Below are 23,292 nucleotides of genomic sequence, written 5' to 3' on the forward strand. Positions count from 1 at the left end.
TAAAGATTATAATCCGTTTTGGTGCAAAGCGGATGCAGTGGAAACTTTCAGTTTTACAATCGCTTTGGGTAATAGTGTACCGCCAGTATGCAGATGATGTTCTGCAGCGCTTTGCACAAACAATCCCCGGTCGCCTTCGGCGACCGGGGATTGTTTGTAATTATCCGCCCGCCGGAGGCGGGCGGATAATTACAAACAAAAGAATAAATGTTGGACATCTAACTAGAAAAGAAAACCTGCAAATACTGCAAAAAACATATTTCATTTTTTCGCAACGTTTGCAAATATGCCCCGAAGTGATTATATTACAACGCGCCGGCAATTCAGCCGGAAGGCCATCAACCAGAAGATAATATGCCATTATTACTTATACCAGGAGCGCCCCGTCTTTGTAGCTGTGGAAAAAACCATTTTAAGATCTTACATAATTCATCCAACAAATGAGGTTTAATCATTTAAGTAAACTGGTAGTAGCTCCAATGTTGATGGCAGCTGCATCCATGAACGTTCATGCCCAGGAAAACTCCGCCTACGACGTTGCAAAACTGAAATCCAGCTGGGAAGTAGTTGAAAATAACTACCAGGGAAAAGCCCAGTTCCTCTCTTCATTTACCTTTATTAACACCGGAAATAAACCCTTTCCTACCAAGGACTGGCAGCTTTATTTCAACTTCGTAAGAATGGTGAAAGGAGGAGAGCTGCCCGGCAATATCAAAGTGGAACACGTCAACGGAGACCTTTACAGAATCACGCCCACGGCAGATTTTAAAGGCATCGCTCCCGGCGACTCCCTCAAAGTGAACATGACCGGCGACGCCTGGGCTGTAAACTTTACAGACGCACCCTCAGGGCTATACGTAGTCTGGAACCAGCAACCTGCAAAAGGCCTCGCTATCAAAGATTACAGCATCCGCCCTTCTGTTACTGCAAAACAACTGATGCGTTACCCCGGCGATAAAAGTGCCGTGATAACCGCCGGACATATATTTAAACAGAATGCAGGCACAAAAGATATCCCGGTATCCCAGCTGCCTTTGGTTTTCCCTACCCCGGTATCTTACAACGCTACCGGCGGTAACCTTGTTCTGGATGCATTCCCGGAAATCAAGGCCGATCCTGAATTGGCCGAAAGTGCTAAATTCCTCAACAATGAGTTGATAACGTTGATGGGCAAACGTGCGACAGGTAAAGTGGTGATCAATTTCAAACGGGACGAATCCCTGGTATCTTCCGGATACAAACTGGAAGTAACACCACAAGGTGTTACCATCAGCGCCGCTGACGAAGCTGGCGCGTTTTACGGTATTCAGTCCCTGAAAGCCCTGATATCACCTGCCGCATGGGCCGGAGTGCAGAAATCTATCAGCATCCCGGCCGTGCAGGTGAACGATTTCCCACGATTCGGGTATCGTGCATTCATGCTCGACATCGCACGTAATTTCCACAATAAAAAAGATGTACTCCGCCTCCTCGATGTAATGGCGCAGTATAAACTCAACGTCCTCCACTTCCACTTTAGTGATGATGAAGGATGGAGACTGGAAATCCCAGGCCTGCCTGAACTCACCGAAGTAGGCGCCAGAAGAGGACATACTCCTGATTTCAAATCCATGCTGCCACCAAGCTACGGCTCAGGCCCTGATAGCACCAATGCTGCCGGTACCGGGCATTTCAGCAGGGCAGATTTTATTGAAGTCCTGAAGTATGCCACTGCACGTCATATCAGCGTATTACCGGAAATAGAAAGCCCGGGCCACGCACGCGCTGCTGTACAGTCTATGAGAGTACGCTACGACCGCCTTATGGCACAAGGCAAACAGAAAGAAGCAGAAGAATACCTGCTCTCCGATGTAAATGATAAATCTCAATACCACTCTGTTCAATACTGGAACGACAACGTCATGAACGTTGCGCTGCCTTCTGTTTACCACTTCCTCGATAAAGTAGTGGCTGAACTGCAATCCATGTACAAAGAAGCGGGTGCACCACTTACTGCTGTTCACATGGGCGGCGATGAAGTACCTAATGGTGTATTCCAGCAGTCACCTGCATGTATCGCATTGATGGAAAGTAATAAGGAGATCAAAAATGTAGATGATCTCTGGTATTACTACTACCGCAAAGTGAATAACCTCCTCAAAGCACGCAGTCTGCAAACAGCAGGATGGGAAGAGGCAGGTATGCGAAAAACCACTATGGACGGACATCCTGCAAGTATTCCTAATCCTGATTTTGCCAGGGATAACTTCCAGCTGAATGTATGGAACAATGTTATCGGCGGCGGACAGGAAGACCTGGCATACCGACTGGCCAATGCAGGTTATAAAGTGGCGCTGTCTGGTGTGAGTAACTTCTACTTCGATATGGCATATATGAAATCCTTCGATGAGCCTGGCTTCTACTGGGGTGGTTTTGTAGATATCGACAAACCTTTCTACTTCATCCCTTACGATTATTATAAAAATTCTAAGGTAGATGGTAAAGGAGATCCTGTTACACCGCAGACATTTGCCGGTAAAGACAGACTCACCGGTTTTGGTAAAGATAATATCGTAGGTATCCAGGGATTGCTCTGGAGCGAAACCGTTACCAATTCAGATCGTATGGAATATATGATCCTGCCTAAATTACTGGGCCTCGCAGAAAGAGCATGGGCGCAGGATCCGGCATGGGCAACAGAGCCAGATCCAATGAAGGCAGATGAACTGTACAACAAGGCATGGAACGTATTCGCCAATGTGGTGGGCAAACGTGAACTGCCACGCCTCGATCATTTCAACGGTGGTTATAACTATCGTATCCCTACGCCTGGTGCACAGGTAGAAGGTAGCGCGGTTAGCGCCAACGTTCAGTTCCCGGGTATGGTGATACGTTATACTACTAACGGTGAAGAGCCTACGCAGAAGAGTCCTGTTTATAACGGCCCTATCAATGCTGCCGGTAAAACAGTAAAACTGCGTGTATTCGATACCAGAGGCCGCAGCAGCAGAACCACTGCTGTGAAGGTTCCTGTGCCACAGGAGCAACTGAGAAATAACAAGAACTAATGTAAAAATACCACTCATCAAAAAAAGCCTTCTCTACGCAGTAGAGAAGGCTTTTTTGCTTTTATCTGCAAAGGTTGTTTTGTATTTTGTTGATGAACCCAAACGTTACTACCGTGTTCCGTATTCCACGTATGATTTGCCTGTTGTTGCTGCTGCCGGTATTGCTTGCTGCACAGAAGAAAAACGAAGCCTATAAACTCTTTATTACCCGGGCAACATCGCCGATAAAGATCGATGGTATCATCGATGAAGCTGCCTGGAAACAGGCTGCTGTGGCAAAGGATTTTCATATGGTGCTGCCGATGGATACCAGCGCTGCAAAGCTTCGCACGGAAGTACGCATGTTGTACGATCAGCAACGTATTTACATCCTCGTGGAAAACTATACTACCGGTAACGGCCCTTATATGGTGGAATCGCTACGCCGCGATTTTGCTTTTCTGAAGAATGATAACTTTATCTTTTTCATGGACCCCTTCGAAGACCAGACCAACGGCTTCTCTTTCGGCGCAAACGCCGCAGGAGCCCAGTGGGATGGCACCATGTATGAAGGCGGTAAAGTGGACCTGAGCTGGGACAATAAGTGGGTATCTGCCGTAAAAAACTACCCGGATAAATGGGTATTTGAAGCTGCTATTCCTTTTAAAACCATCCGATATAAAAAAGGCATCACCCAATGGGGAATAAATTTCAGCCGCAACGACCTGAAGACAACGGAGAAGTCGGCATGGGCGCCTGTTCCGCGACAATTCCCTACCGCATCACTGGCGTATACCGGTACCTTGCAATGGGATAGCGCACCACCTCCGGCAGGCCCGAATATTTCTATCATTCCTTACCTCCTTGGAGGGGTGAATAAAAATTATGAAACCGGCGGAAAAGCAGGCTGGCGGCATGATGCAGGGCTGGATGCAAAAATCGGTATCACCTCCAGTCTAAACCTCGACCTGACGGTAAATCCTGATTTCTCGCAGGTAGATGTGGATAAGCAGGTGACCAACCTCGACCGGTTCGAACTTTTCTTCCCTGAAAAGAGGCAGTTTTTCCTCGAAAATGGCGACCAGTTTACCAACTTTGGCTATAGCACTATCCGGCCGTTTTTTAGTCGTCGTATAGGCCTTGGCGTGCCCATTCTGTTTGGTGCCCGGTTAAGCGGGAAGCTCAATAAAGACTGGCGGCTTGGACTGATGAACATGCAGACGGACAGCAAGGCAGATATTGGTTTGCCGGCGCAGAATTTTACAGTGGCAGCCCTGCAACGCAGAATATTTTCCAGGTCTAATTTCGGGTTCATTTTTATCAATAAGGAATCGATGAATTACCATCCGGACCTGGAGGCAAATAAGCCACTGTATTCGCAGTACAATAGGAATATGGGACTGGAATACAATCTGGCGTCTTCCAATAATTTCTGGACAGGAAAAGCGTTGTTGTTAAAATCGTATAGTCCTGACCGTAGGGGAGATGATATGGTACATGCGGCGAACCTGCAATATACCAGCCGCGTTTGGAGTATCGGCTGGCAGCATGAATATGTAGGAAAGAACTATAACGCGGAAGTGGGCTATGTACCGCGACAGGGATATATAAAGATAGCGCCGCAGGCTACCAGGCTGTTTTTCCCGGTGTCGGGGCCGGTGTTGAGCCATGGGCCGCAGGTGACGAGTACCTGGTATATGGATGAACACTTCACCCGTACCGATAACGAAACCGTGCTGAATTATGGTTTCGTATTCCGCAAACGTAATACCCTCAATATCTGGGGTACTAATACCTACGTGCGTTTACTGCAGCCTTTTGACCCGACCAATACCGGGAAAGACAGTCTGCCGATCGGTAGTACCAACAGCTGGAATACAGTAGGAGTGGATTATGTAAGTAAGCCGCAACAATTATTTACCTACGCGTTTTCTGCCCGCTATGGTGGGTATTATGCAGATGGTAACCGGTTTATGTTTAATACAGAATTAGGTTACAGATTCCAGCCATATGTGAGTATTGCGCTGAGTGCCAATTACAATGATATCAAGCTGGGTAAGCCCTGGGGCGATAATTCCTTCTGGCTGGTAGGGCCACGCCTGGATGTAACGATGACGAATACCCTGTTTTTTACCGGCTTCATGCAATATAACCAGCAACAGAAGAATATTAACCTGAATACACGTTTTCAGTGGCGTTACAGACCTGCTTCCGACCTCTTTATCGTATATACAGACAACTATCTGCCGGAGCCGTTATATGTGCGGAACCGCGCACTGGTGCTGAAGCTGGTGTATTGGTTTAATATTTAATACCCGGTTTATATCTCTATATAAAATGTCAGCTGTGCAAAATTATGCACTGAAAAGGGGCAATTTTCCTGGTTCTCCTATACTGCTTTCTATGCAGGTACAGTGAATAAATTGACATATGTCAGTTATCCTAACTAAAATTTAATTTGTTAATCAGGTAGGCGTTAAGATCTAATTAACATTTCCACCATTCCGGCACGTTAATATTGTGTTATGAATCGCGGTTAAGATTCCCCTGTGCCATATTAGCATTGGGCTACGTAAAGTTTTCATTTACTATCGTTGTGAATACAAGCCCCCTGTGGTGTCTACCATGGGGATTTTTTATTGCGATTAACAGCTGAATAACATATGCTTAACTCCCTCCGTTCACCATTGATTTTATTATTGTAATAATGATATTACCATATCCCCCGATACCCCGCTGGCCTGTTATTACAGGCATTATCCTTATGGTTTTATGGAGCAGTGGCCAGGCATGGTCACAGGAAGCGCATATCATTACCCGTGTAGCAGGTGCCCGCACCGGTCATAAGATTACAGTGGCTTATTGGAGTAATCCAGGCATATCAGCTGTAACCAGCGTGGATACTGTTTTAGCAAAAGATTCTGTCCCTTTGTTTTTACCTGTTACTGCACGCGAATTATTTTTTTATATAGATGCCGGTAGCGGGAATATTTTTTATGGTATGACATCGGCGGGGGAAAAGTTGGAGATTAATTTTAAGGAAGATACCATTCTGTTTAGCGGACCTAATGCTGCTACCTGTCGCCTGATCTATTTGCTGAAACAACAGGAACGTCGTACCAGGATGGGTTTGCAGGCTACTGCAACCTGGCTGCCCCAACAGATCAAAGCCTGGCAGCAACTGTTGAAAAACGACGATCAACTATTGTTACAATACAAAGACAGCCTCTCTCCGAATACTTATTCCATTGTAAAAGCGGATGCGCAGGGTGGTATTGCGTCAAAAATACTGAGCATCTACCAGGATGCCGATCCGGACCAGCAGGAAGCGATCTATGTTCATACAGTTAGTCCGGCTTTACCTGCATTGGAAATTAACGAGTTAACCACTAAGTCGGTACGCCTGCTGGATTACCTGGTAGATAAAGCCCAGTCGGACTATCACCGGGCTATGCATATGCCCTGTACGGACGAGGCGGTGTATAACTGGTTGAAAATGCATTATAACGGTATTGTACAGGAGAAGTTGCTGGCGCACCAGCTGTTAATGGCTTTTGCCAATGGCGGACAGCAGGAGGAAATGGAGAAATGTGCCCGTGATTATTTGTCTTTTGTGCAGTCGGATGTCTGTAAACTGGCCGTACAGGTGCCTTACAACCGATTGAAACGTGGTATCAGACGTGGCTTGCCGGCACCGGATTTCAGCCTGCCCGACTTCAGCGGGCATACTGTTTCGCTAAACCAGTTCGAGGGAAAGGTGGTGCTGCTGCACTTCTGTTCTGATGACGATGAGCTGATGCCAACGCTGGATGAAATCAGTAAATGTTTTGACAAAGCGCAGGTGGCCTTCCTGCATATTGGCATGAAACCCTATACCATAAAGGGAAATGGTACCCAGCTATATCCCGGAGACCAGTTTAGCCTGATGGAGCAGCGGTACAACGTCAGCAGCTGCCCCACATTAATTGTCATTAACCGCCACGGCTATATTTTCGCAGTAAAACCCCCGGACCCCGCAATGGACTACGGTAACGCCCTAACGAATATAATTTACGAAGCATTGCAGCAATAAAAAAATTCTCCCCTGTGACCAGATTGCAGTGAAATGCGTTTATATTGCAGAACTCAGGATAACCGAAAGGACGCGACAGAAGCGCATACGCGCTGTTTATTTGCAGTTAGATTAGCAGAAGTCTATTTAAATCATTACGATAATATTTACATTAAAATATATATATCGGAATCTTGGTTTAATACGCGCAATTTTAGTAAATTAATATTCACTCATCGTTAAGCCCCCCATCTATGCCAAAGCGTTATTTTGATCGTCTACAGACCATTGATTACCTAATCAGGATCAAGGGTACCGGAAAGCCCGCTCAGTTAGCCAAGCGGCTTCGTATTTCAGAAAGAACACTCTATGAATTCCTCAAAATGATGAAGGAGTTAGGTGCTCCCATTGAATATGACCGGTATAAGGAAAGTTATTATTACTCGGAAAAAGGTGGTTTTAATATCAGGTTTACCAAAAACCTGGTCACCGCGAGCTAATATCTTTTCCCTCTTCTGATTACAATCTGGTATTAATGGCCTGATTACTCCCCAGGAGTGACCCGACCCAGCATTTGCACCGTTAACACGGTGTTTCAGATGCCATCGTATCGTCCGGACTCAGCCCCGGATATACCGCATCTTTTGTGACATCCATCTTTCCGGTGGACAGGGATACGCTTGTGTCCTTGTCCACCTTTTTTTGTTGTTCTGTTTCTGTTAACATTGAATAAACATTTGACACTTTTTTTAGACGGACATTTATAGTAGATAAAAAGTACACCATGTGCCATAACAGTTTTTATTGCGGTTTACTGGCGGCCAACAGTGACAATGTTCAAATTCTTTTTTTCATAACGCGGTTTAGATTAGATTTTTGAATCTTCGCAGGTTTCTCTTTAGTCACCTGCTGTTTTTTTTAAATTATTAAAATTACTAACCGATAACGCTTTTAAACTGCATCGCTATCTTAATAACTAATTCATCACCCATATGATGCTAAATTGCCTCATCCTTGGGATTCTGCCCATCGGATTCAATCATCTGGACCAATACATCAACGACACCTCCTTTACCTTCCTGGCAAAGCATTGCCAACATTACGATACCGCCCTGCCCATCCTGGAATCAGAAGCCATTCACCTCCTGTTTCAGGGCGCCTCCCCACTGGAGGAGGATTTCCTCTTTAAAGAAGATATCCGCATGCTGGTACTCTCATACCCCGACAACAACCCTCATCCCTTCTATGTGTGTCATGAAGAAATTATATTCCCGGAGCTGACCTACGAAGGATTTTACAACATGGTTAATAGAATCTATAATATCATCAATATGGAAGGACAACAAACCCTGCCCCCAAGAACCACCGACCATTTTGTGCTCCGCTGTGAGACCAGATTTGAGAAAATAAAATATGATGACCTCAAATACCTGGAAGTAATGGACGATAATATCCTGGTACATACCACAGACCAAACCTTTGCCACCGTCGAAAAGCTCGACTGGATCATGGCACAGCTGCCATTAAATGCCTTCATGCAGGTACACAGATGGTTTGTGGTAGGATTCCGGCATATAGATGAACTGGCAAAAGATCATCTGTATATCGGCCCTTCCAGGATACCTTTGGCCAAACATATCAGTGAAGAAGTGGAAAGACGCTATAAAAAACGTTGGTAAATGTTATAAAACGCCCAGCAGCTTACGTTTTACACTATGAAAGCGATAACCGAACGTTAACGCATAATCGCCGTTGATGGCATGTAATGTAGACACCGGCAAATGACTGTTGGCGTAATCGTACCGTGCATTCACCGCTGCAAAGAAATCACTGCAGGTATAGCCCGCATTCAGCCTGCATTGGATACTCTGCACAAAACTGGTAATATGTTCCAGCTGCCTGAAGTTGCTGTTAAGGGTATATTGTGCCCCGGCTCCGGCCAGCAACATCGGGTTGATACTCCAATGCTTATCCCTGGATATCACATTGACGGTATAACCGGCATATGCTATGCAGGTCAGCCACTGTGGCTGCTCCTGGAAATTCTTGTGCAGCATGCTGTCTTTGCCGGGTAAGGTGTTGTCCTGGTGGAAATGAAACTGCTGATAGGAAGGCGTTAGCATAACCACGCCGGTGCCGGCGGTTTTCTGCTGCCATTTGCTGAAATAATTGGCGGCATTGTAGCTATAATGCGCAGGATTGGTGAATAATAGCAGGTTGGCGCCGGCTTTCGTATAGGTAACGTTCGGAACAGGATCGAACTTATGCTTACGGCGCTGTATTTGCATCAGGAGGCCGTCAATACGCTGATAAAAGGCCTCAATGCCCAGTCGCCGGCCTACTTGTGCCAGCTGGTAATTAACGACTTTAATGCCCTTGTTTTTGCCGGAAAGACGGGTGTTGGGAAGCGTCCAGTCGTAGGAGAGGGAAAGGTACTTGTAGTTAAGACATACGCCCGCATACGCCGCACTGTTGGCATACAGCTTCATTCCCGGGATGTGCTGCTTCGCCGCCTGTGTAAGCGTAAACTGGGTATTATTGTAACCCGTATAGACCTGGATATTGTTGTCTTTGTCAAAAGCCCTGATCCAGGTGCTGTCTGCCTGGCTGGCGCCATATGCGCTGCCGGCAAATGTCATCAACAGTAATAACAGTATAGGTTTCATGCTCAGTATTATTGGCCGAGCGCTGCCATGATTTTTCCGGCAACACCACCGGCATCTTCGTCGTAGGTATGTCCTCCGGGCAGTACCAGCCGCTTATAATTGCGTATAGTCAGCTCCCCGAGATTGAAATCTTTCTCTTCTTCCCCAAAAACCAATACCAGCGGCTTGTCAGTGATCTTATTGATCTCCGCAGTAACACTCATGCCCTTGTTGTTACTCTTGCCGAGCATGTCGGAAAGGTGAACTTCAAGGTCCGTGGTTTTGGAAGGCGATAATAACACTACCTGCTGCACCTCACTTTCCAGTGTGGCTGGCAGATGTGTATAAATAAACGGTAATACATCTGCCCCTAATGAATATCCTACCAGAATAATCCCGTGGTGCGAATTCCACTGCGATTGATAATAGCGGATCAGGTTAGCTACATCTGTAGCCGCCTGATTAGGGCTCTTCTTATTCCAGAAATATTTCAGCGCATTCAATGCTACTACGGGATAATTCTTTTTGTGAAATTCATCGATCACATTGGCGGAGAACTTCTTCATACCGCCATCCCCCGTAATATAAAATATCAATGGCTGCGTGCTGCCTGCATCCGGGGCCTTCGCCTGTATTGGCAGGTTGCCCGGTGCATTTTGCGCCTGCGCCCTGTTTTTAAAGTTAAACAGCATCGTAACTGTAAACAATAACACGAAAATTCTTCTTCCTGATTCCATAAGTTAAATTCCCTACCACAAAAGAACAAAAACCTTTTTGTATTGTTCGTGCAGCCTATGGCTGCATTACTTTACCCAGCGCTACCGGTAATTGCAGCAGGTCAAAGTCGTGTTCATACACCAGGTATTTGTTGGTCCATTCTGTGGCATATTTATCTTTAAACTCTCTTAATCCTTGGTAGTGGCGGAAGAAACGCAGTTTCTCATACGCGTATTTCACCATTCTTTCTGCGGTATTCTGTGGCTGACTGATACCAGACATCGGTACCATGCCCAGGTTGAGAAACTCCAGTCCTTTTGCCTGTGCATCCTGGATCAGTGCGATAATCAGCGCGTCCATTACGCCACCCGGCGCATCAGAACGCTTACGGATAAGGTCGTAGGTGCATTCGCCAGGCGCATAGTCAGGAATGATGTTCAGAAATGCCACCACTTCGCCTTCTGCATTTGAAACGGTGAAAACATCCTGCTGTCTGATCACTTCTTCATCAAATAAGCCCTGAGAGAAAGTCAGTTCCTTCACTTCGTATTGCTTCAGCCATTCGTCGCTGACAGCACGGAGGTCGGCCAGCATCTTGTCAGACTGTGGCGCTTCATGCATCTGCGTAACATATCCTTTGTTGGCCAGACTATTCAACCCGTTACGTAAAGATTTTTTGTCTTTACCACTCAGGGTGAAGTTGCGTAAGTCCATAATTGCTTCCTGGCCTATCAGCATTTTTTTCTTTTTCAGATGATTGAAGTAGTAGGTACTTTCTTCATCTACCCTGTAGAACGCAGGACGCAGGCCCATCTTCTTACACTGTTCTTCAAACTCCTGTAGCAGGGACAGTTTATTTTCTTCGCTGCATACTGGTTCTTCCAGTACAATGGCGAAGCTGCTGGCCACGCGGTAAGCAATGAAGCCCTCAAATTTTTCAGACACAAATAACAGCTTGTCGTTGCCTACCTTGAAATAGTCCATCGGTGAATTACCGTACTGGCTCAGGTAGAACCGTGCTTTTTCCAGTGCTGTATTACTATGTTTGGTTATATGAAGATAAGGGCGGATGATGGTGTAGAATAAAAACGCCCATGCACCTACACCCAGTACCCGGATGGCCGACATAAACTCACGCCCGAAGCGTGTTACAGGCACCAGGCCGTCGTCGTCGAGGAGCATGAAGCCGTGAAACGCATGGCGGAGCGACTGCAGCCAGGTGAAGTCGATACCAAAGTGCCGGACGTTCAGGAAGTAAAAGCCTATGGAGCCAAACAGCAGCACGATGCCAAAAGTGGCTATGGCCGTCACCACACCGATATTGATCAGCTGCGGATTGCTTTTTACGCGGTACTGTTTTGCGGTGATAATCAAAATTATACTGGTAATCAATGCCAGGGATGCCTCTTCATAATCCAGCGCCTTACTGATATGGCCAACAACCGACAGGAGCGATACGGACAATGCCACCACCCAGGCGCTGCGTAAACCGCGGAAAAGGAAGGTGGCCGTTACCAGCAGCACCAGTCCGAGGAAAACCACCAGCAGGTTAGATGCATGGATGGAAGTGCCTGGAATGTAAGCCCTTAGCATATGCATACGATAAGCTAACGGTGGTGTAAGTACGGAGAAGATGTTTACCATTCCCAGTAAAAAGATGAGAATGGGTGGCAGCAGGCGTAACACCAGGTCGCGGCCTTTCAGCGCAAAGGCAAACATGCCCGCAATCAATGGCAGCCAGAATTCGAACAGGCGGAATAACAAAGTGATTTCCAATGCCTGGAGAGAGGTATATCCATAGTTTTTGAGCAGATAGGCCAGTGATAATTCAATGGCACCCAATCCGCGCAGAAAAGGAGAAATGATCAGGAAGATGGTAGCTACAATGTAGCCCACACAAGCCGCCTCCAGTGAAGGATGTACGCCCACTGCCAGCATGCTGATATAAAGATGTGCAATACCGGCCACTTCTATGAGTGCAGAGGCCAGCACTGTTTTCATAAAGTCTGGAACACGGAGCTGAAAAGTGAAAATATCATCTACAGACTGTGCTGCATTCGGGAAGTATTTCACCAGCAACTGGTAGGCTTTTCCTTTGTGCTGCATGGAGCGCACCAGCAATACCACAGCGGCCAGTAATCCGCAGATGGTAATCAGGCCCCATACGGCATCTTTCATGGAGGCAGTATGCATCATCGCATACATTACCACCGGAATACCTACCAGGAAAACAGAAAGGATACCTACAAATCCATATATACCGGATGCCTGATGAATCTGTTGTTTATGAAGATGTTCTCTGCGAAGGCTCTGCGGCAGATAGGCCAGGGAGCTGATACCTCCGGCAGGGAGGAAAACAGATAACAGGTTTCTTTTCAGGAATAATTCAGTGCTCTTTACCAGGTTCAGGCTGGAGCCGATAGAACGGAAACTGTATACATACATCAGTGCCTGTAAAAGTATATACGCTGCCGTTAATACCACGCCAATAACTACCCAGCCTCTGTCTGCCCGCTCGATGGCAGGTATCAGTGACTTCAGTTCATGACGTTCTGAACGGAAAAAATATATGGCTAACAGTATGAATAATACGGCTAACAATTCTTTCCAATGTAATTTTCGTAGAAATACAGGTGTAAATATTTTTTTTCCCCAAGACATATTCTGTAACGCTTCTGTATATATTAAAACAACCAGCGAAGATACGCTTTGTTATAATGCTACCGTAATTATAATGCCACTTTAATTATATTTTAATGTCCTATAATTTGTTGATAATGAGCACTTTTTCGGTCGTAATAATCTGGTCATCCTGCCCGATGAATTGCAGGAAGTAAGTGCCGGCAGAAAGGTTGGTCGGAATCACCAGTTCATAATAATTCTGAGTATTTACCGGTGCAGGGAATTCGCGGTAACCCAGTCGGTGGCCGGGCACATCTATCAAAGCCAACGCCTTGATATGCAATGGTGCGCCATAGTAAACATGCAGTGTAGTACCTGCCCTGACCGGATTTGGATAGAGGTTGATCTCACCGTCGTTGTACCTGCCTTTCACGATACGGATGGGACTATAGAAATAACTGCCATCCGTCATGGTAACCTTGAGGCGGTACATCAGCGAAAGGTCTGTGGCCTGTATGTCCAGCGAATCATAGCCCACTGCCACATAGCTGATACCGTAAGGACTCTTGCTATGCACAAAGCCGATAGAATCAAAATTGGAGCCATCCAGCAATTTTCTTTCAATGGAGAAACCGGCGCAGTAATATTCCCTGCTGGTAGCCCAGCGTAGCATGATGCTGTCATTATCTCTGCTGCTGCGATAGGCATCAAAAAACTGCAGCATGGTTTTATTAGGACTATTGACAATCTGAGCGACCATACTGGTAAAGTAATGGCTCGCTGCAGGTAGCTGAAAGCTGCGACTATTATAGGCTGCGTCTTTGTCGGGAGGGCCTGAAGTAAAAATACTGGGACTAACAGGCGCCGCCCATGTGCTGGCGGTATCCCAGTTGCTGCCATTAAAAAAGGCAACATAGCTGGTATTACGATTGGCTTCATAATCCGGCCCTTCTTCCCTGAGGAGGTGCACCAGCGTAATGTTTGCATCGGTAGCCGCGTTCAGGGCATCTATCTGCCAGGTTTTGTTGACGCTGGTAGAGAAGAGGTTGCGCCCCTGCGTCAGTTGGGCGAGCACGCTATCAGAAACGCCTGCACGAAAAGTACCTCCGTTATTTTGTACCGCCACTACGGCTGGTGTAAAGGATTCCGGCCTGGTACCTATTGGGAATACGACGGGTCCGTCAGCGGCGATGAGTTCACTTCTATATAAAAAACCACCGCCAAAATGATTGCCTGTAACGATAAAGTTGCTATCTGAATAATTGCGGATAAAACCAGGATTGTGATGGCCTATCACCAGGTTCCAGCCGTTCAGGAAAACCATTCCCTTGAAAAGGTCCAGTTCATGCGTGATTTTCAGATCGTTGAGGTCATCGAGTACCAGGCCGGGGGAGTTGATCAGGCGGAGATTGGTGAAGGCTGGCCCGGCATTTTGCGATACATTGTACCCACCGCTGACAAACTGGTATACCACATTGGGATTGCGGCGGCCTGGCTGAATAAACTGAAACCAGCCGCCGGTACCGCTCATACCATCACTGCTTTCATCGAGGATGCTGGCGCTGCTGCTGTTGTTCCACCGCAGCCCGTAAAAGTTTACGGTGGAACCCGGGTTGGAAAGTATACTTCCTTCGTGGGTCATATTGCCGAAAATAGCAATCGTATCGCCGGCAAAAATACCGATCCTTCCGCCAGGATGTAACCAGGTGGCGGATTGTGCTTGAATGAACTGCCAGCAGCAGACCAGCATCAGTGTGAATATGTAGTTGCGTTTTCTGATCTTTCTGATTTTAATACCCGGTTATTGTATAATAGATTTTATGGGTGTTATCGGTATCGGCAGCAACAGAAGTAAGTACACCCACTAATAATCCCACGCCCACCGTCACCACGAAATTTACAGAGGTAGTTGTATATCCTGATACTGCTACCATTGGCGCGGTGGTTACCGTATTACTACCTCTGGCAGTAGCCTGTATATTCAGGATTTTCGTGTAAAAGCCGGATGGTATGACAAGTGTTGTTATGCCGGTGGTATTCCCCGAAACAGCTACCGAATCAGTAATAATTTTTATCTGATTGGTGAGCGGTGTATTAGCGACAGCGCCGGCGGCGCTATAATAGGCCGGCGATAAATTAGGTGCTGTCAGCTTCTGCCAGGAAACACCAACTCTTACGTATAAACTACTATCTGTAGTATTGAAAACGATCATGCCGGCGGGCGCTGTATTCAGTGGTGCTGCGCTCATGGCGGTACCGGCCACTCTTGTGAGCAGGAGTCCCTGGTTACTGGAATATAGTTCCAGCAGGGCTGCCTTGGTGGTGGTACCGGCATCGCCTAAACGTAGTTGTTGTGCTACAGCAACATGCACCACAAATGCCAACAGTCCTGTCAGCAGCCATTTAAATGGATGGACTAAATGCATGAGCAGCAGATTTCGTTAATATGTGGAATCAGATCGTTGTGTTATTTGCGTATCACATACCAGTTGGTACCGTCGGTTTGTACAGTAACATAAGTGTAGTTATTGTAGATAATGTAGTTGCTGCCACCTTCAATTGTACCGCCGGTAGGCGTAATGGTAACGCTGTTATCGATGGTGCCGCCGATTTTTTTGATGGTATAAATACGGCCGGTGATACCGGATGCTGCCGGTAATGTAATTGTCAGACTCGCGCTGGTAGCATCTACCAGCACGGTATTGTCTGTAGCGGATAAGGTAGCACTGCTGGTAGTAGTTCGTATGTTGAGTGCCATGGAACCGGTTACCTGCAGGGTGGAATTAGGTTTGGTGGTGGCGCCTACCATCGCTTGTCCGCCAACATACACGGAGTCGCGGAAGGTTTTGCTACCGGCAAAGCTTTGCAGGGAGTCGTTTACAACACCGCGTGCGGTCAGGCTCGCATCTGGAATATTGATCACCAGTTTATTGGCAGTGGTAGTACTGTCGATGCCTGCATCTGTACCGTTTTTACCGGTAACGATGGAGATAGCGGGGCCTGTTTGTGCATTGATAGACCGGATGCCGGCGGAGAAGGCGGAGCTGTCTACCAGCCTTTTTTCCACAGCGCCGGTGGTTGGGTTACGGAAAAGCACATACGTAGTAGGTGTGCTGACATTTGCAGGTGGTGTGGCGATGGTAATATTACCGGTAATATTGGCGCCGCCGCCGGTAACATTGAGCCCGTTGGTGATGGTGGTACCACCGTTGACATGCAGGCCGGAACCTGCGCTCAGACTATCCTGGAAGGTTTTTTGTCCGGCGAAGGTTTGGGCAGTGGTAGTTACGACACCGGGGTTGGTATTATCTGCCGGCCCCAGTTGCAATACACCTGCGGGGCTGATGGCGATACCATTGGGAGTGGAGGCGGCGAGCAATGCTCCTACCGTGATGGCCTGTTGCTTGCTGCTGAAAGATAGCCAGTCGGCATACGTGAGCAAACCTGTTTTCTGCGTAGTGCCGTTGACGATAGGAATGTTCATGGTGATACTGCTATCCGTCGCATTGGGGGTGATGCCGTAGTTGGCATTTGCCGTATCCGCTTTGATCGTAATGCCTTTATTGGTAAGTCCGTTTATGCTGTGGATAGCATCCTGAAATGCTGCGGACGACAGGCTACGCTGGCTGATGGCGCCGGTAGTGGGGTCGATCACGAGGATGGAGATCAGGGTGGTATTGGCGGGAACATTCTTTAAGAGCAGCGACTGATCTGTATTTACGTGGATAGCCTCGGTACCGTTTGTACGGATAGAGAGCGGTTGATTATCCGAAGTTCCGATGTAGTTGGTGGCAGGGTTGGTATTGGCGTTACCTGCCAGTTGCCAGTTGTTGGCCGACACCGAGAGGCTGTCTGCCAGTTTAGACCAGTAGCCATTTCTTCTGACGAGCAGGCTGGCTGTTTTTGTAAAGTAGATGATCATACCATCGGGAGCGCCATTGAGTGGTGTAACGGTGGTATCCGGAATACGCGGCAGGAGCAGACCTTGTCGGAGACTTTCCAGTTCGAGTAAGGAAGATTGGTTGATTGTAGCAGGGTTGTCGCCTATTTTAAGCTGGGCAAATGCCGCCGGCGCCATGGTGATGAACAGAACAATCAGTAGTAAGTAACGTGAGAGGTAGCGTTTCGTCATAAGAGGTTGAGGTTTATCAAAAGAAACAATAAAGGTTAAGCACCAGTGAGAGGGCTGGATGTGGCTGCTATTGGGGGAGATTCTGGGTACTGGTTATTCAGAATAAATATAGTTTATTTTTTAATTGCGCAGAATAAGTGATACGTCTTTTTCTTTAGTCAGATGATCGGGAGATGATTGGCGTAGGAATAAAAAAACCGCAGCAGGAGGCTGCGGTCTTGTTGTTTTAGTGATTGTTGAGTGTTAGTAAGGTTTAATGATCTTCTTTGTTATAGGGAACAACGAGTACCGGGATGCGTGCATGGCGGATAATATATTCCGCGGTGCTGCCGATTAGCATGTGATCGAGGCCGGTCCGGCCGTGCGTACCAACTACCAGCATGGAGGCGTTGTTTTCGTGGGCAACTTCGAGGGTAACCATTTTAGGGTTACCTGTAGCTACTACGATTTTAATGTCAGCTCCGGGGTATTGATTCTTAAATTCGGCCAGTTGTTCTTCTGTGTCGCGGATTCTTGCCGGCAGTTCGGCTACTGTTTCCGGTAATGCGATACCGAGGCCTACTTCTACAACGGAAAGGAGTGTAACACTTGTTTGCATTTTTTGAGCGAGTGTTACGCCTTTGTTGATTACCTCTTCGGAAAAAGCGCTGAGATCTACCGCAATCATAATGTCTGACATACGAGATACAATTTATTAGTGAGTAAAGGTTCCGTTTATTTCGAACATTTAATCATCCACATCAGGCTTTGAGGGCGTCCCAGCATAGGTCGAAGGTGAGATCTATCTTCTTTTTGCTGAGATTATCATTGCTGTAATGTGTTTGTTTGACCAGCTCATTCTGGGCGCCCATCATAAAGCTGAGTAACAGCGATGGGTCTGCCGGTTTAATGAGCAGTTCAGTTTGTCCTCTTTCGATTAGTTCGTAAAACGGAGCTGCCAGATCGCGGGCTTTTAGCCTTGTTTCCTCCGTGATGTACGGGGAATGATAGCATTGTTCGAGAAATACGACTTCTTCGAAATGTTGCAGCTTGTAGCGGAGTAGGTTCATCCATATGCCCCTGAATTCGGGCTTATAGGGAGCGGCCGGGTCGTATCCCCTGAAGGCCACTTGTACAGAGTTTGCTCTGTTGGCGGCGAAGAGCGCGTTTATCAGCTCGTCTTTGCCGGTAAAATACACATAAAGTGTGCCTGTAGCGATGCCGGCTTCCCGGGAGATATCTCCCATGGTAATACCTGCAAGACCTTTACTGGCTACCAGTTTGAGGGTAGCCTGAAATATCAGCTCCACTTTCCGGTCATCCTTCACTTTCATACTGCAAAGATAAGCGAATAAGTATTCATTTTAATGTCAAAAAAAAGGTTAAATTATTCTTAAAACATGGGATTTAAAGGGGCTGATGGGCCGCCGGAGGCGGCCCATCAGCCCCTTTTTTCTGGGGATGCCGAAGGCATCCCCAGAAAAAAGGGAATTATAAGCTAAAGGGGTAAAACAAAAAACGCCCCCCAGGAATGGGAGGCGCAATATCCTTGTGTTTTCTTTGTTTTGTTTATCAAAATGCCAACAAGGGGATATGCTTTGCAATTCGACATTCAAAAGGTTTGCTTTGTTTGTAGTGTTGTTTATGTTGCGTAAAAGATTTTAAAGGATAATTTTTCAACAAGCTGTACGATCTCGCTCATTCATTTTTTACTATCTACCCGACAAAAATAACCTACCTCAAAAGACCAATTGTTAATTAGAAATATGTTAACGCGGATTAACAAAAAAAATCGGGGCAAAAAAAATCCCCTCGGGATTGACGGGCCGAGGGGACGAACTAAACATCTTTTAATCTCGAAGATGTTGAAAATGCAAGTGCTCCTTTCTTTGATAGTAAATCAGCAGGCATACCCTCACCCCGAGGATCATGCCCAATAGCCTACTTTCCAAATACAGTAGCTTTTCTTTAATTATAACCACAACTAATTTAACCCGAACAACCGGATTATTTAGTTAAGCAGTAGTTAAGCTGCCAATTGCTTTATTCCATAGGATTTTCCCTTTCCCTGATACCATTTTTGTAGGTACTTGCTCTTACCAGTTTATATAGCTATTTTTTCATCTACTCAATTCAATATCTACCTATGTTCCACAAGATGAAAAAATGGTTGTTGTTGCTAACGTTTATGTATGTACGTGTATCCGCACAGGATATGCCGGACATGTGGACGAAAGATGCTGCGAAAAATAATGAAAACCCCAACCTGGCCTGGTTTAAAGACGCCAAATTCGGCCTCTTTATTCACTGGGGCCTCTATTCTAAACTTGGTGGAAAATGGAAGGACTCCAGCTATTATGGCAGCGGCGAATGGATACAGAACCGTGCAAAAGCACCGGCAGCCGAATACGCCAAAGTAGCCCAGACATTCAACCCTACCGGATTCAATGCCGACCAGTGGGCCTCCATCGCCCGGGAGTCAGGTATCAGGTACCTCGTCATCACGGCCAAACACCATGAAGGCTTTAGCATGTTCGATTCTAAAGTCACCGACTTCGATATCGTAGACGCCACCCCCTATAAAAAAGACCCGATGCGCGCCCTATATGCTGCCTGTAAAAAGCAACAGATACGGTTCGGATTCTACTACTCCCAGTTCCTCGACTGGCACGAACCTAACGGCGGCGGCAACAAATGGGACTTTAAAGAAAGTGATAAAGACTACCAGCAATATTATCGCGCTAAATCAATACCACAGCTGAAAGAACTGCTCACCAATTACGGCCCCCTCGATATCGTTTGGTTTGATATGCCCGGCGGACTCACCCCCGAGCAAACCAAACAACTGGTTGATAGTTTGCACAGACTCCAGCCCAACTGCCTCTTCAGCAGCAGGGTAGGACATAACCTCGGCGATTACCGCGACTTCGGGGATTCTGAAGTGCCGCCTACACCGATCTCCGGTGCATGGGAATCTATCTATACCCATAACGACTCCTGGGGATATATTCAGCACGACCTTAACTTTAAATCACCCAAAGAAATTATTCACCTGCTCTCCAACGTCGCCTCCAAAGGCGGAAATCTCATGCTCAATGTAGGCCCCGACGGTAACGGCAACTGGCCTGAATACAGCATCCGCTACCTCCAGGAAACAGGAAAATGGCTGAAGCAATACGGGGAAAGTATCTACGGATCTACCTATGGTCTCATCCCGGCACAGCCATGGGGCGTTACCACCAGCAAACCCGGTAAACTCTTCCTGCACATCTGGGAAACGCCTGCCAATCATCTGCTTACCATTCCAGGTATAAATGCACAGATAAAAAGTATTAAGGTCTTAGGCACCAATACCACGCTGGCATGGACACAGCGAAACAATGAGACCATCGTAACACTGCCGGCAACATTGCCAGATAGCAGGAATACCGTACTGGTACTGGAATATAGCGGAAAACAACAGGACCTGTCACAACTGCATACCCAAACCGTGAGCCGCCAATACCCTGCCATTACCATTTCTCCCGTATGGGCAGTGTTTAACGGCGACGCCGCTACGAAACTCTTTACCTATTCCCATTATTACGGCGACTGGAAACATGATAACTGCGCCATCAATATGAAACAACCACAGGATGCACTGGTATTCCCGCTACATGTTCAGGAGCCCGGCGACTACAAGGTTTTACTCGATTACCAATGTGAAACCGGCGCTGCCACCCAGCCCGGACTGGTTACCATCGGTGGCCAGCAGCTGCCATTCCTGACACTGCCCACCGGTACCTACGATAGTCACCAGCCGATGATGTTTATACAACATGCCGTTGGTGTAATCCATATTGATGCTGCCGGTGAGTATAACCTCACCGTGAAACCAGCTACAGCGAACAAAAAAGAACTTTTCCGACTGCGTAATGTAATACTGCAGCCGCTCAATTAATAAGCAGAACAGTTAACAATGAAAAAGATTATTACACTTACCACCGCCACGCTGCTACTCCTGCAAGGAATGAATGTTTCCGCGCAAAAGCCAGCAGCAACGGTTTCCAAAGACTGGTTGATAGACAACAGCGCTTATAAGGCGGATATCCGTGTCAATGGCAATGAAATTACCCTGAGCAATGGCCTGTTAAGTCGTAGCTTCCGTACTACGCCAAACCTCATCTGCACCGATTACAGGAACCTTGTCAGCGGTGAACAGCTGCTGCGCGCAATCAAACCGGAAGCGGCGCTGATCATCGACGGTAAAACCTATAACATAGGCGGCGCTTATGGTCAGCCGCAACAGGCATACCTGCTGCCGGAATGGCTGGGAGAGCTGAAAGCAGGTAACAACGACTTTACTTATCAACGTTATGAAATTACACCGTTGCAACCTACGTTACCTGCAAACGGGCATACGAAATATAAAAGTGGTAAATCGGTTATCTTCTCCTATGCTGCCCCGAAATCGGCTGGCATAGAAGGTTTGATCGTAAAAGTGCATTACGATTTATTCGATGGTATTCCTGTTATCTGCAAATGGCTGGAGGTAACTAACGGTACCGGACATACGATAAAGCTAGACCAGGTAATCAATGAAATGCTTGCTACACCGGAAGAAGAATCCGCCGTAGTAGGGAAAACCAGGGATATGGCCGTTCCGCACGGGATTTATATAGAAAGTAATTTTGCCTTCAACAACGCCATGAAAGCGAATCTCAGCGACCAGACCACCCACTGGAAAGCTGATTCCACCTATACTTCACAGGTGAATTATGATTACCTCACCCCCTGCGTACTCGAAGTGTATCCGAATGTACCGGTAGGTATCAAAATGGCTACAGGTGAACATTTCGAATCCGTAAAAACATATGAGCTGCTGAGGGACAGCTATGACCGCGAACGCAACGGTCTCGCGCAAAGAGCCATGTACAGGGCTATTGCACCGTGGACAACCAGGAACCCGATTTTCATGCACCTGGTAAGTTCAGATCCGGAGAAAGTAAAAGCGATTATCGACCAATGTGCTGCTACAGGTTATGAGGGCGTGATCCTGAGCTTTGGCAGTGGCCTGAACATGGAAGATACCAGTGCCGCCAATATCTCCAAATATAAATCCCTGGCGGATTACGCGAAAAGCAAAAAAGTGATGCTGGGTGGTTATTCTTTATTCAGCAGCAGAAAAATCAGTGATGAAGATGATGTGATCGATTCTGCTACAGGTAAGCCCGGACATGCATTCTTCGTGAATGCACCTTGTCTGGGTAGCAACTGGGGCCTGGCTTATCTCGCAAAAATCAAGAGGTTCTTTGACGCCACAGGATTTGAAATCTTCGAAAATGACGGCCCTTATCCCGGCGATCGCTGCGCCAGCACAAAGCACCCGGGACATACAGGACTGGAAGATTCGCAGTGGAAGCAGATGCTATTGCAGAAAGATTTGTACCACTGGATGTTTGCCAGAAATATTTATGTAAATGCGCCGGACTGGTACTTTCTCGATGGTACCAACAAGATAGCATTAGGCTACCGCGAAGTGAATTTTTCGCTGCCAAGGGCGGAACAGAAAATCCTCAACAGACAGAATATTTTTGATGGCACCTGGGAGAAAACCGGTCCGATGAGCTGGGGCTTTGTACCGTTGACACAATACCAGGGCGGCGGTGCCGCTGCCACGCTGGAGCCGCTGAACGACCACCGCGACAGCTATGAGCAGCTTATGATGCAGTACTATGGCGCCGGGGTACAGGCCTGTTACCGTGGCCCGCGTTTATACGACACCGATAGTACGAAACAACTGGTGCAAAAGGTAATCAGCTGGTATAAAAAATACAGGGAGATCTTAAATGCGGATATGATTCACCTGCGCCGTGCCGATGGCCGCGACTGGGATGGTATCATGCATGTGGCCCCTGCATTGAAGCAGAAGGCACTGGTGATGCTGTACAATCCTACCAACGTTGCCATGACCCGGGAAATAGCGCTGCCATTGTATTATACAGGACTGACCAGCACCGCTGCCATCAGGGAAAAAGAAGGGCCGGCAAAAACGTATAGCCTTGACCGTTCTTACAATGCACACATAAAAGTTACCATTCCTCCGGCAGGTTATACCTGGCTGGTGGTAGAATAATCTGA

The 23,292-nt window shown here is 47.1% G+C and carries 16 protein-coding genes; 7 read left to right on the plus strand and 9 right to left on the minus strand.

What is annotated here, in order from left to right; all coding sequences use genetic code 11:
- Positions 1-440 precede the first annotated feature (440 nt).
- The 4 genes from F3J22_RS25670 (at position 441) to F3J22_RS25685 (ending at position 7,577) form a co-directional block, all read left to right on the plus strand.
- A complete protein-coding gene (locus F3J22_RS25670) occupies positions 441-3,047 on the plus strand; it encodes a family 20 glycosylhydrolase (RefSeq protein WP_167020865.1) in 2,607 nt (868 codons plus the stop codon).
- 92 nt (positions 3,048-3,139) lie between these two features.
- The gene (locus F3J22_RS25675) at positions 3,140-5,338 is read left to right on the plus strand and encodes a carbohydrate binding family 9 domain-containing protein (RefSeq protein WP_205195683.1); all 2,199 of its coding nucleotides are present in this window, start codon (positions 3,140-3,142) and stop codon (positions 5,336-5,338) included.
- A gap of 452 nt (positions 5,339-5,790) precedes the next feature.
- Complete coding sequence (locus tag F3J22_RS25680; protein ID WP_167020866.1) at positions 5,791-7,098, plus strand: redoxin domain-containing protein; 1,308 nt, start codon at positions 5,791-5,793, stop codon at positions 7,096-7,098.
- Between the two features lie 233 nt (positions 7,099-7,331).
- Positions 7,332-7,577, plus strand: a complete 246-nt coding sequence (locus tag F3J22_RS25685; protein WP_167020867.1) for an HTH domain-containing protein — start codon at positions 7,332-7,334, stop codon at positions 7,575-7,577.
- Between the two features lie 82 nt (positions 7,578-7,659).
- Here F3J22_RS25685 and F3J22_RS25690 read toward each other — a convergent pair whose 3' ends face one another.
- Entirely contained in the window at positions 7,660-7,803 is a 144-nt protein-coding gene (locus F3J22_RS25690; RefSeq protein WP_167020868.1) for a hypothetical protein, read from the minus strand.
- Between the two features lie 266 nt (positions 7,804-8,069).
- On the opposite strand from F3J22_RS25690, the gene F3J22_RS25695 reads away from it, so the two are divergent.
- Positions 8,070-8,756: a LytTR family DNA-binding domain-containing protein gene (locus tag F3J22_RS25695; protein ID WP_167020869.1), complete on the plus strand. Its 687-nt coding sequence runs from the start codon at positions 8,070-8,072 to the stop codon at positions 8,754-8,756.
- A gap of 3 nt (positions 8,757-8,759) precedes the next feature.
- Here F3J22_RS25695 and F3J22_RS25700 read toward each other — a convergent pair whose 3' ends face one another.
- The 8 genes from F3J22_RS25700 to F3J22_RS25735 all read right to left on the minus strand — a co-directional run bounded on the left by F3J22_RS25700 (position 8,760) and on the right by F3J22_RS25735 (position 18,506).
- Complete coding sequence (locus F3J22_RS25700) at positions 8,760-9,743, minus strand: DUF4421 family protein (RefSeq protein WP_167020870.1); 984 nt, start codon at positions 9,741-9,743, stop codon at positions 8,760-8,762.
- An 8-nt stretch (positions 9,744-9,751) separates the two neighbouring features.
- On the minus strand, positions 9,752-10,459 hold the full coding sequence (locus F3J22_RS25705) for an AcvB/VirJ family lysyl-phosphatidylglycerol hydrolase (RefSeq protein WP_167020871.1): 708 nt from the start codon (positions 10,457-10,459) through the stop codon (positions 9,752-9,754).
- 55 nt (positions 10,460-10,514) lie between these two features.
- The gene (locus F3J22_RS25710) at positions 10,515-13,040 is read right to left on the minus strand and encodes a phosphatidylglycerol lysyltransferase domain-containing protein (RefSeq protein WP_240155211.1); all 2,526 of its coding nucleotides are present in this window, start codon (positions 13,038-13,040) and stop codon (positions 10,515-10,517) included.
- Between the two features lie 160 nt (positions 13,041-13,200).
- Positions 13,201-14,811, minus strand: a complete 1,611-nt coding sequence (locus F3J22_RS25715; protein ID WP_167020873.1) for a T9SS type A sorting domain-containing protein — start codon at positions 14,809-14,811, stop codon at positions 13,201-13,203.
- 40 nt (positions 14,812-14,851) lie between these two features.
- Positions 14,852-15,487 (minus strand): hypothetical protein, encoded by a 636-nt coding sequence (locus F3J22_RS25720; protein WP_167020874.1) that lies wholly within the window; start codon positions 15,485-15,487, stop codon positions 14,852-14,854.
- A gap of 41 nt (positions 15,488-15,528) precedes the next feature.
- Complete coding sequence (locus F3J22_RS25725) at positions 15,529-17,193, minus strand: hypothetical protein (protein ID WP_167020875.1); 1,665 nt, start codon at positions 17,191-17,193, stop codon at positions 15,529-15,531.
- A 253-nt stretch (positions 17,194-17,446) separates the two neighbouring features.
- Positions 17,447-17,872: a universal stress protein gene (locus F3J22_RS25730; protein ID WP_167020876.1), complete on the minus strand. Its 426-nt coding sequence runs from the start codon at positions 17,870-17,872 to the stop codon at positions 17,447-17,449.
- 61 nt (positions 17,873-17,933) lie between these two features.
- On the minus strand, positions 17,934-18,506 hold the full coding sequence (locus F3J22_RS25735; RefSeq protein ID WP_167020877.1) for a TetR/AcrR family transcriptional regulator: 573 nt from the start codon (positions 18,504-18,506) through the stop codon (positions 17,934-17,936).
- Positions 18,507-19,330: 824 nt separating this feature from the next.
- Here F3J22_RS25735 and F3J22_RS25740 point away from each other — a divergent pair.
- Positions 19,331-21,112 carry an alpha-L-fucosidase gene (locus tag F3J22_RS25740; RefSeq protein WP_167020878.1) on the plus strand — a complete coding sequence of 594 codons (1,782 nt, stop codon included), beginning with the start codon at positions 19,331-19,333 and terminating at the stop codon, positions 21,110-21,112.
- Positions 21,113-21,130: 18 nt separating this feature from the next.
- Positions 21,131-23,287 carry an alpha-galactosidase gene (locus F3J22_RS25745; RefSeq protein WP_205195685.1) on the plus strand — a complete coding sequence of 719 codons (2,157 nt, stop codon included), beginning with the start codon at positions 21,131-21,133 and terminating at the stop codon, positions 23,285-23,287.
- Positions 23,288-23,292: the final 5 nt, after the last annotated feature.

It is taken from the genome of Chitinophaga sp. Cy-1792 (genome assembly GCF_011752935.1).
GTDB lineage: Bacteria > Bacteroidota > Bacteroidia > Chitinophagales > Chitinophagaceae > Chitinophaga.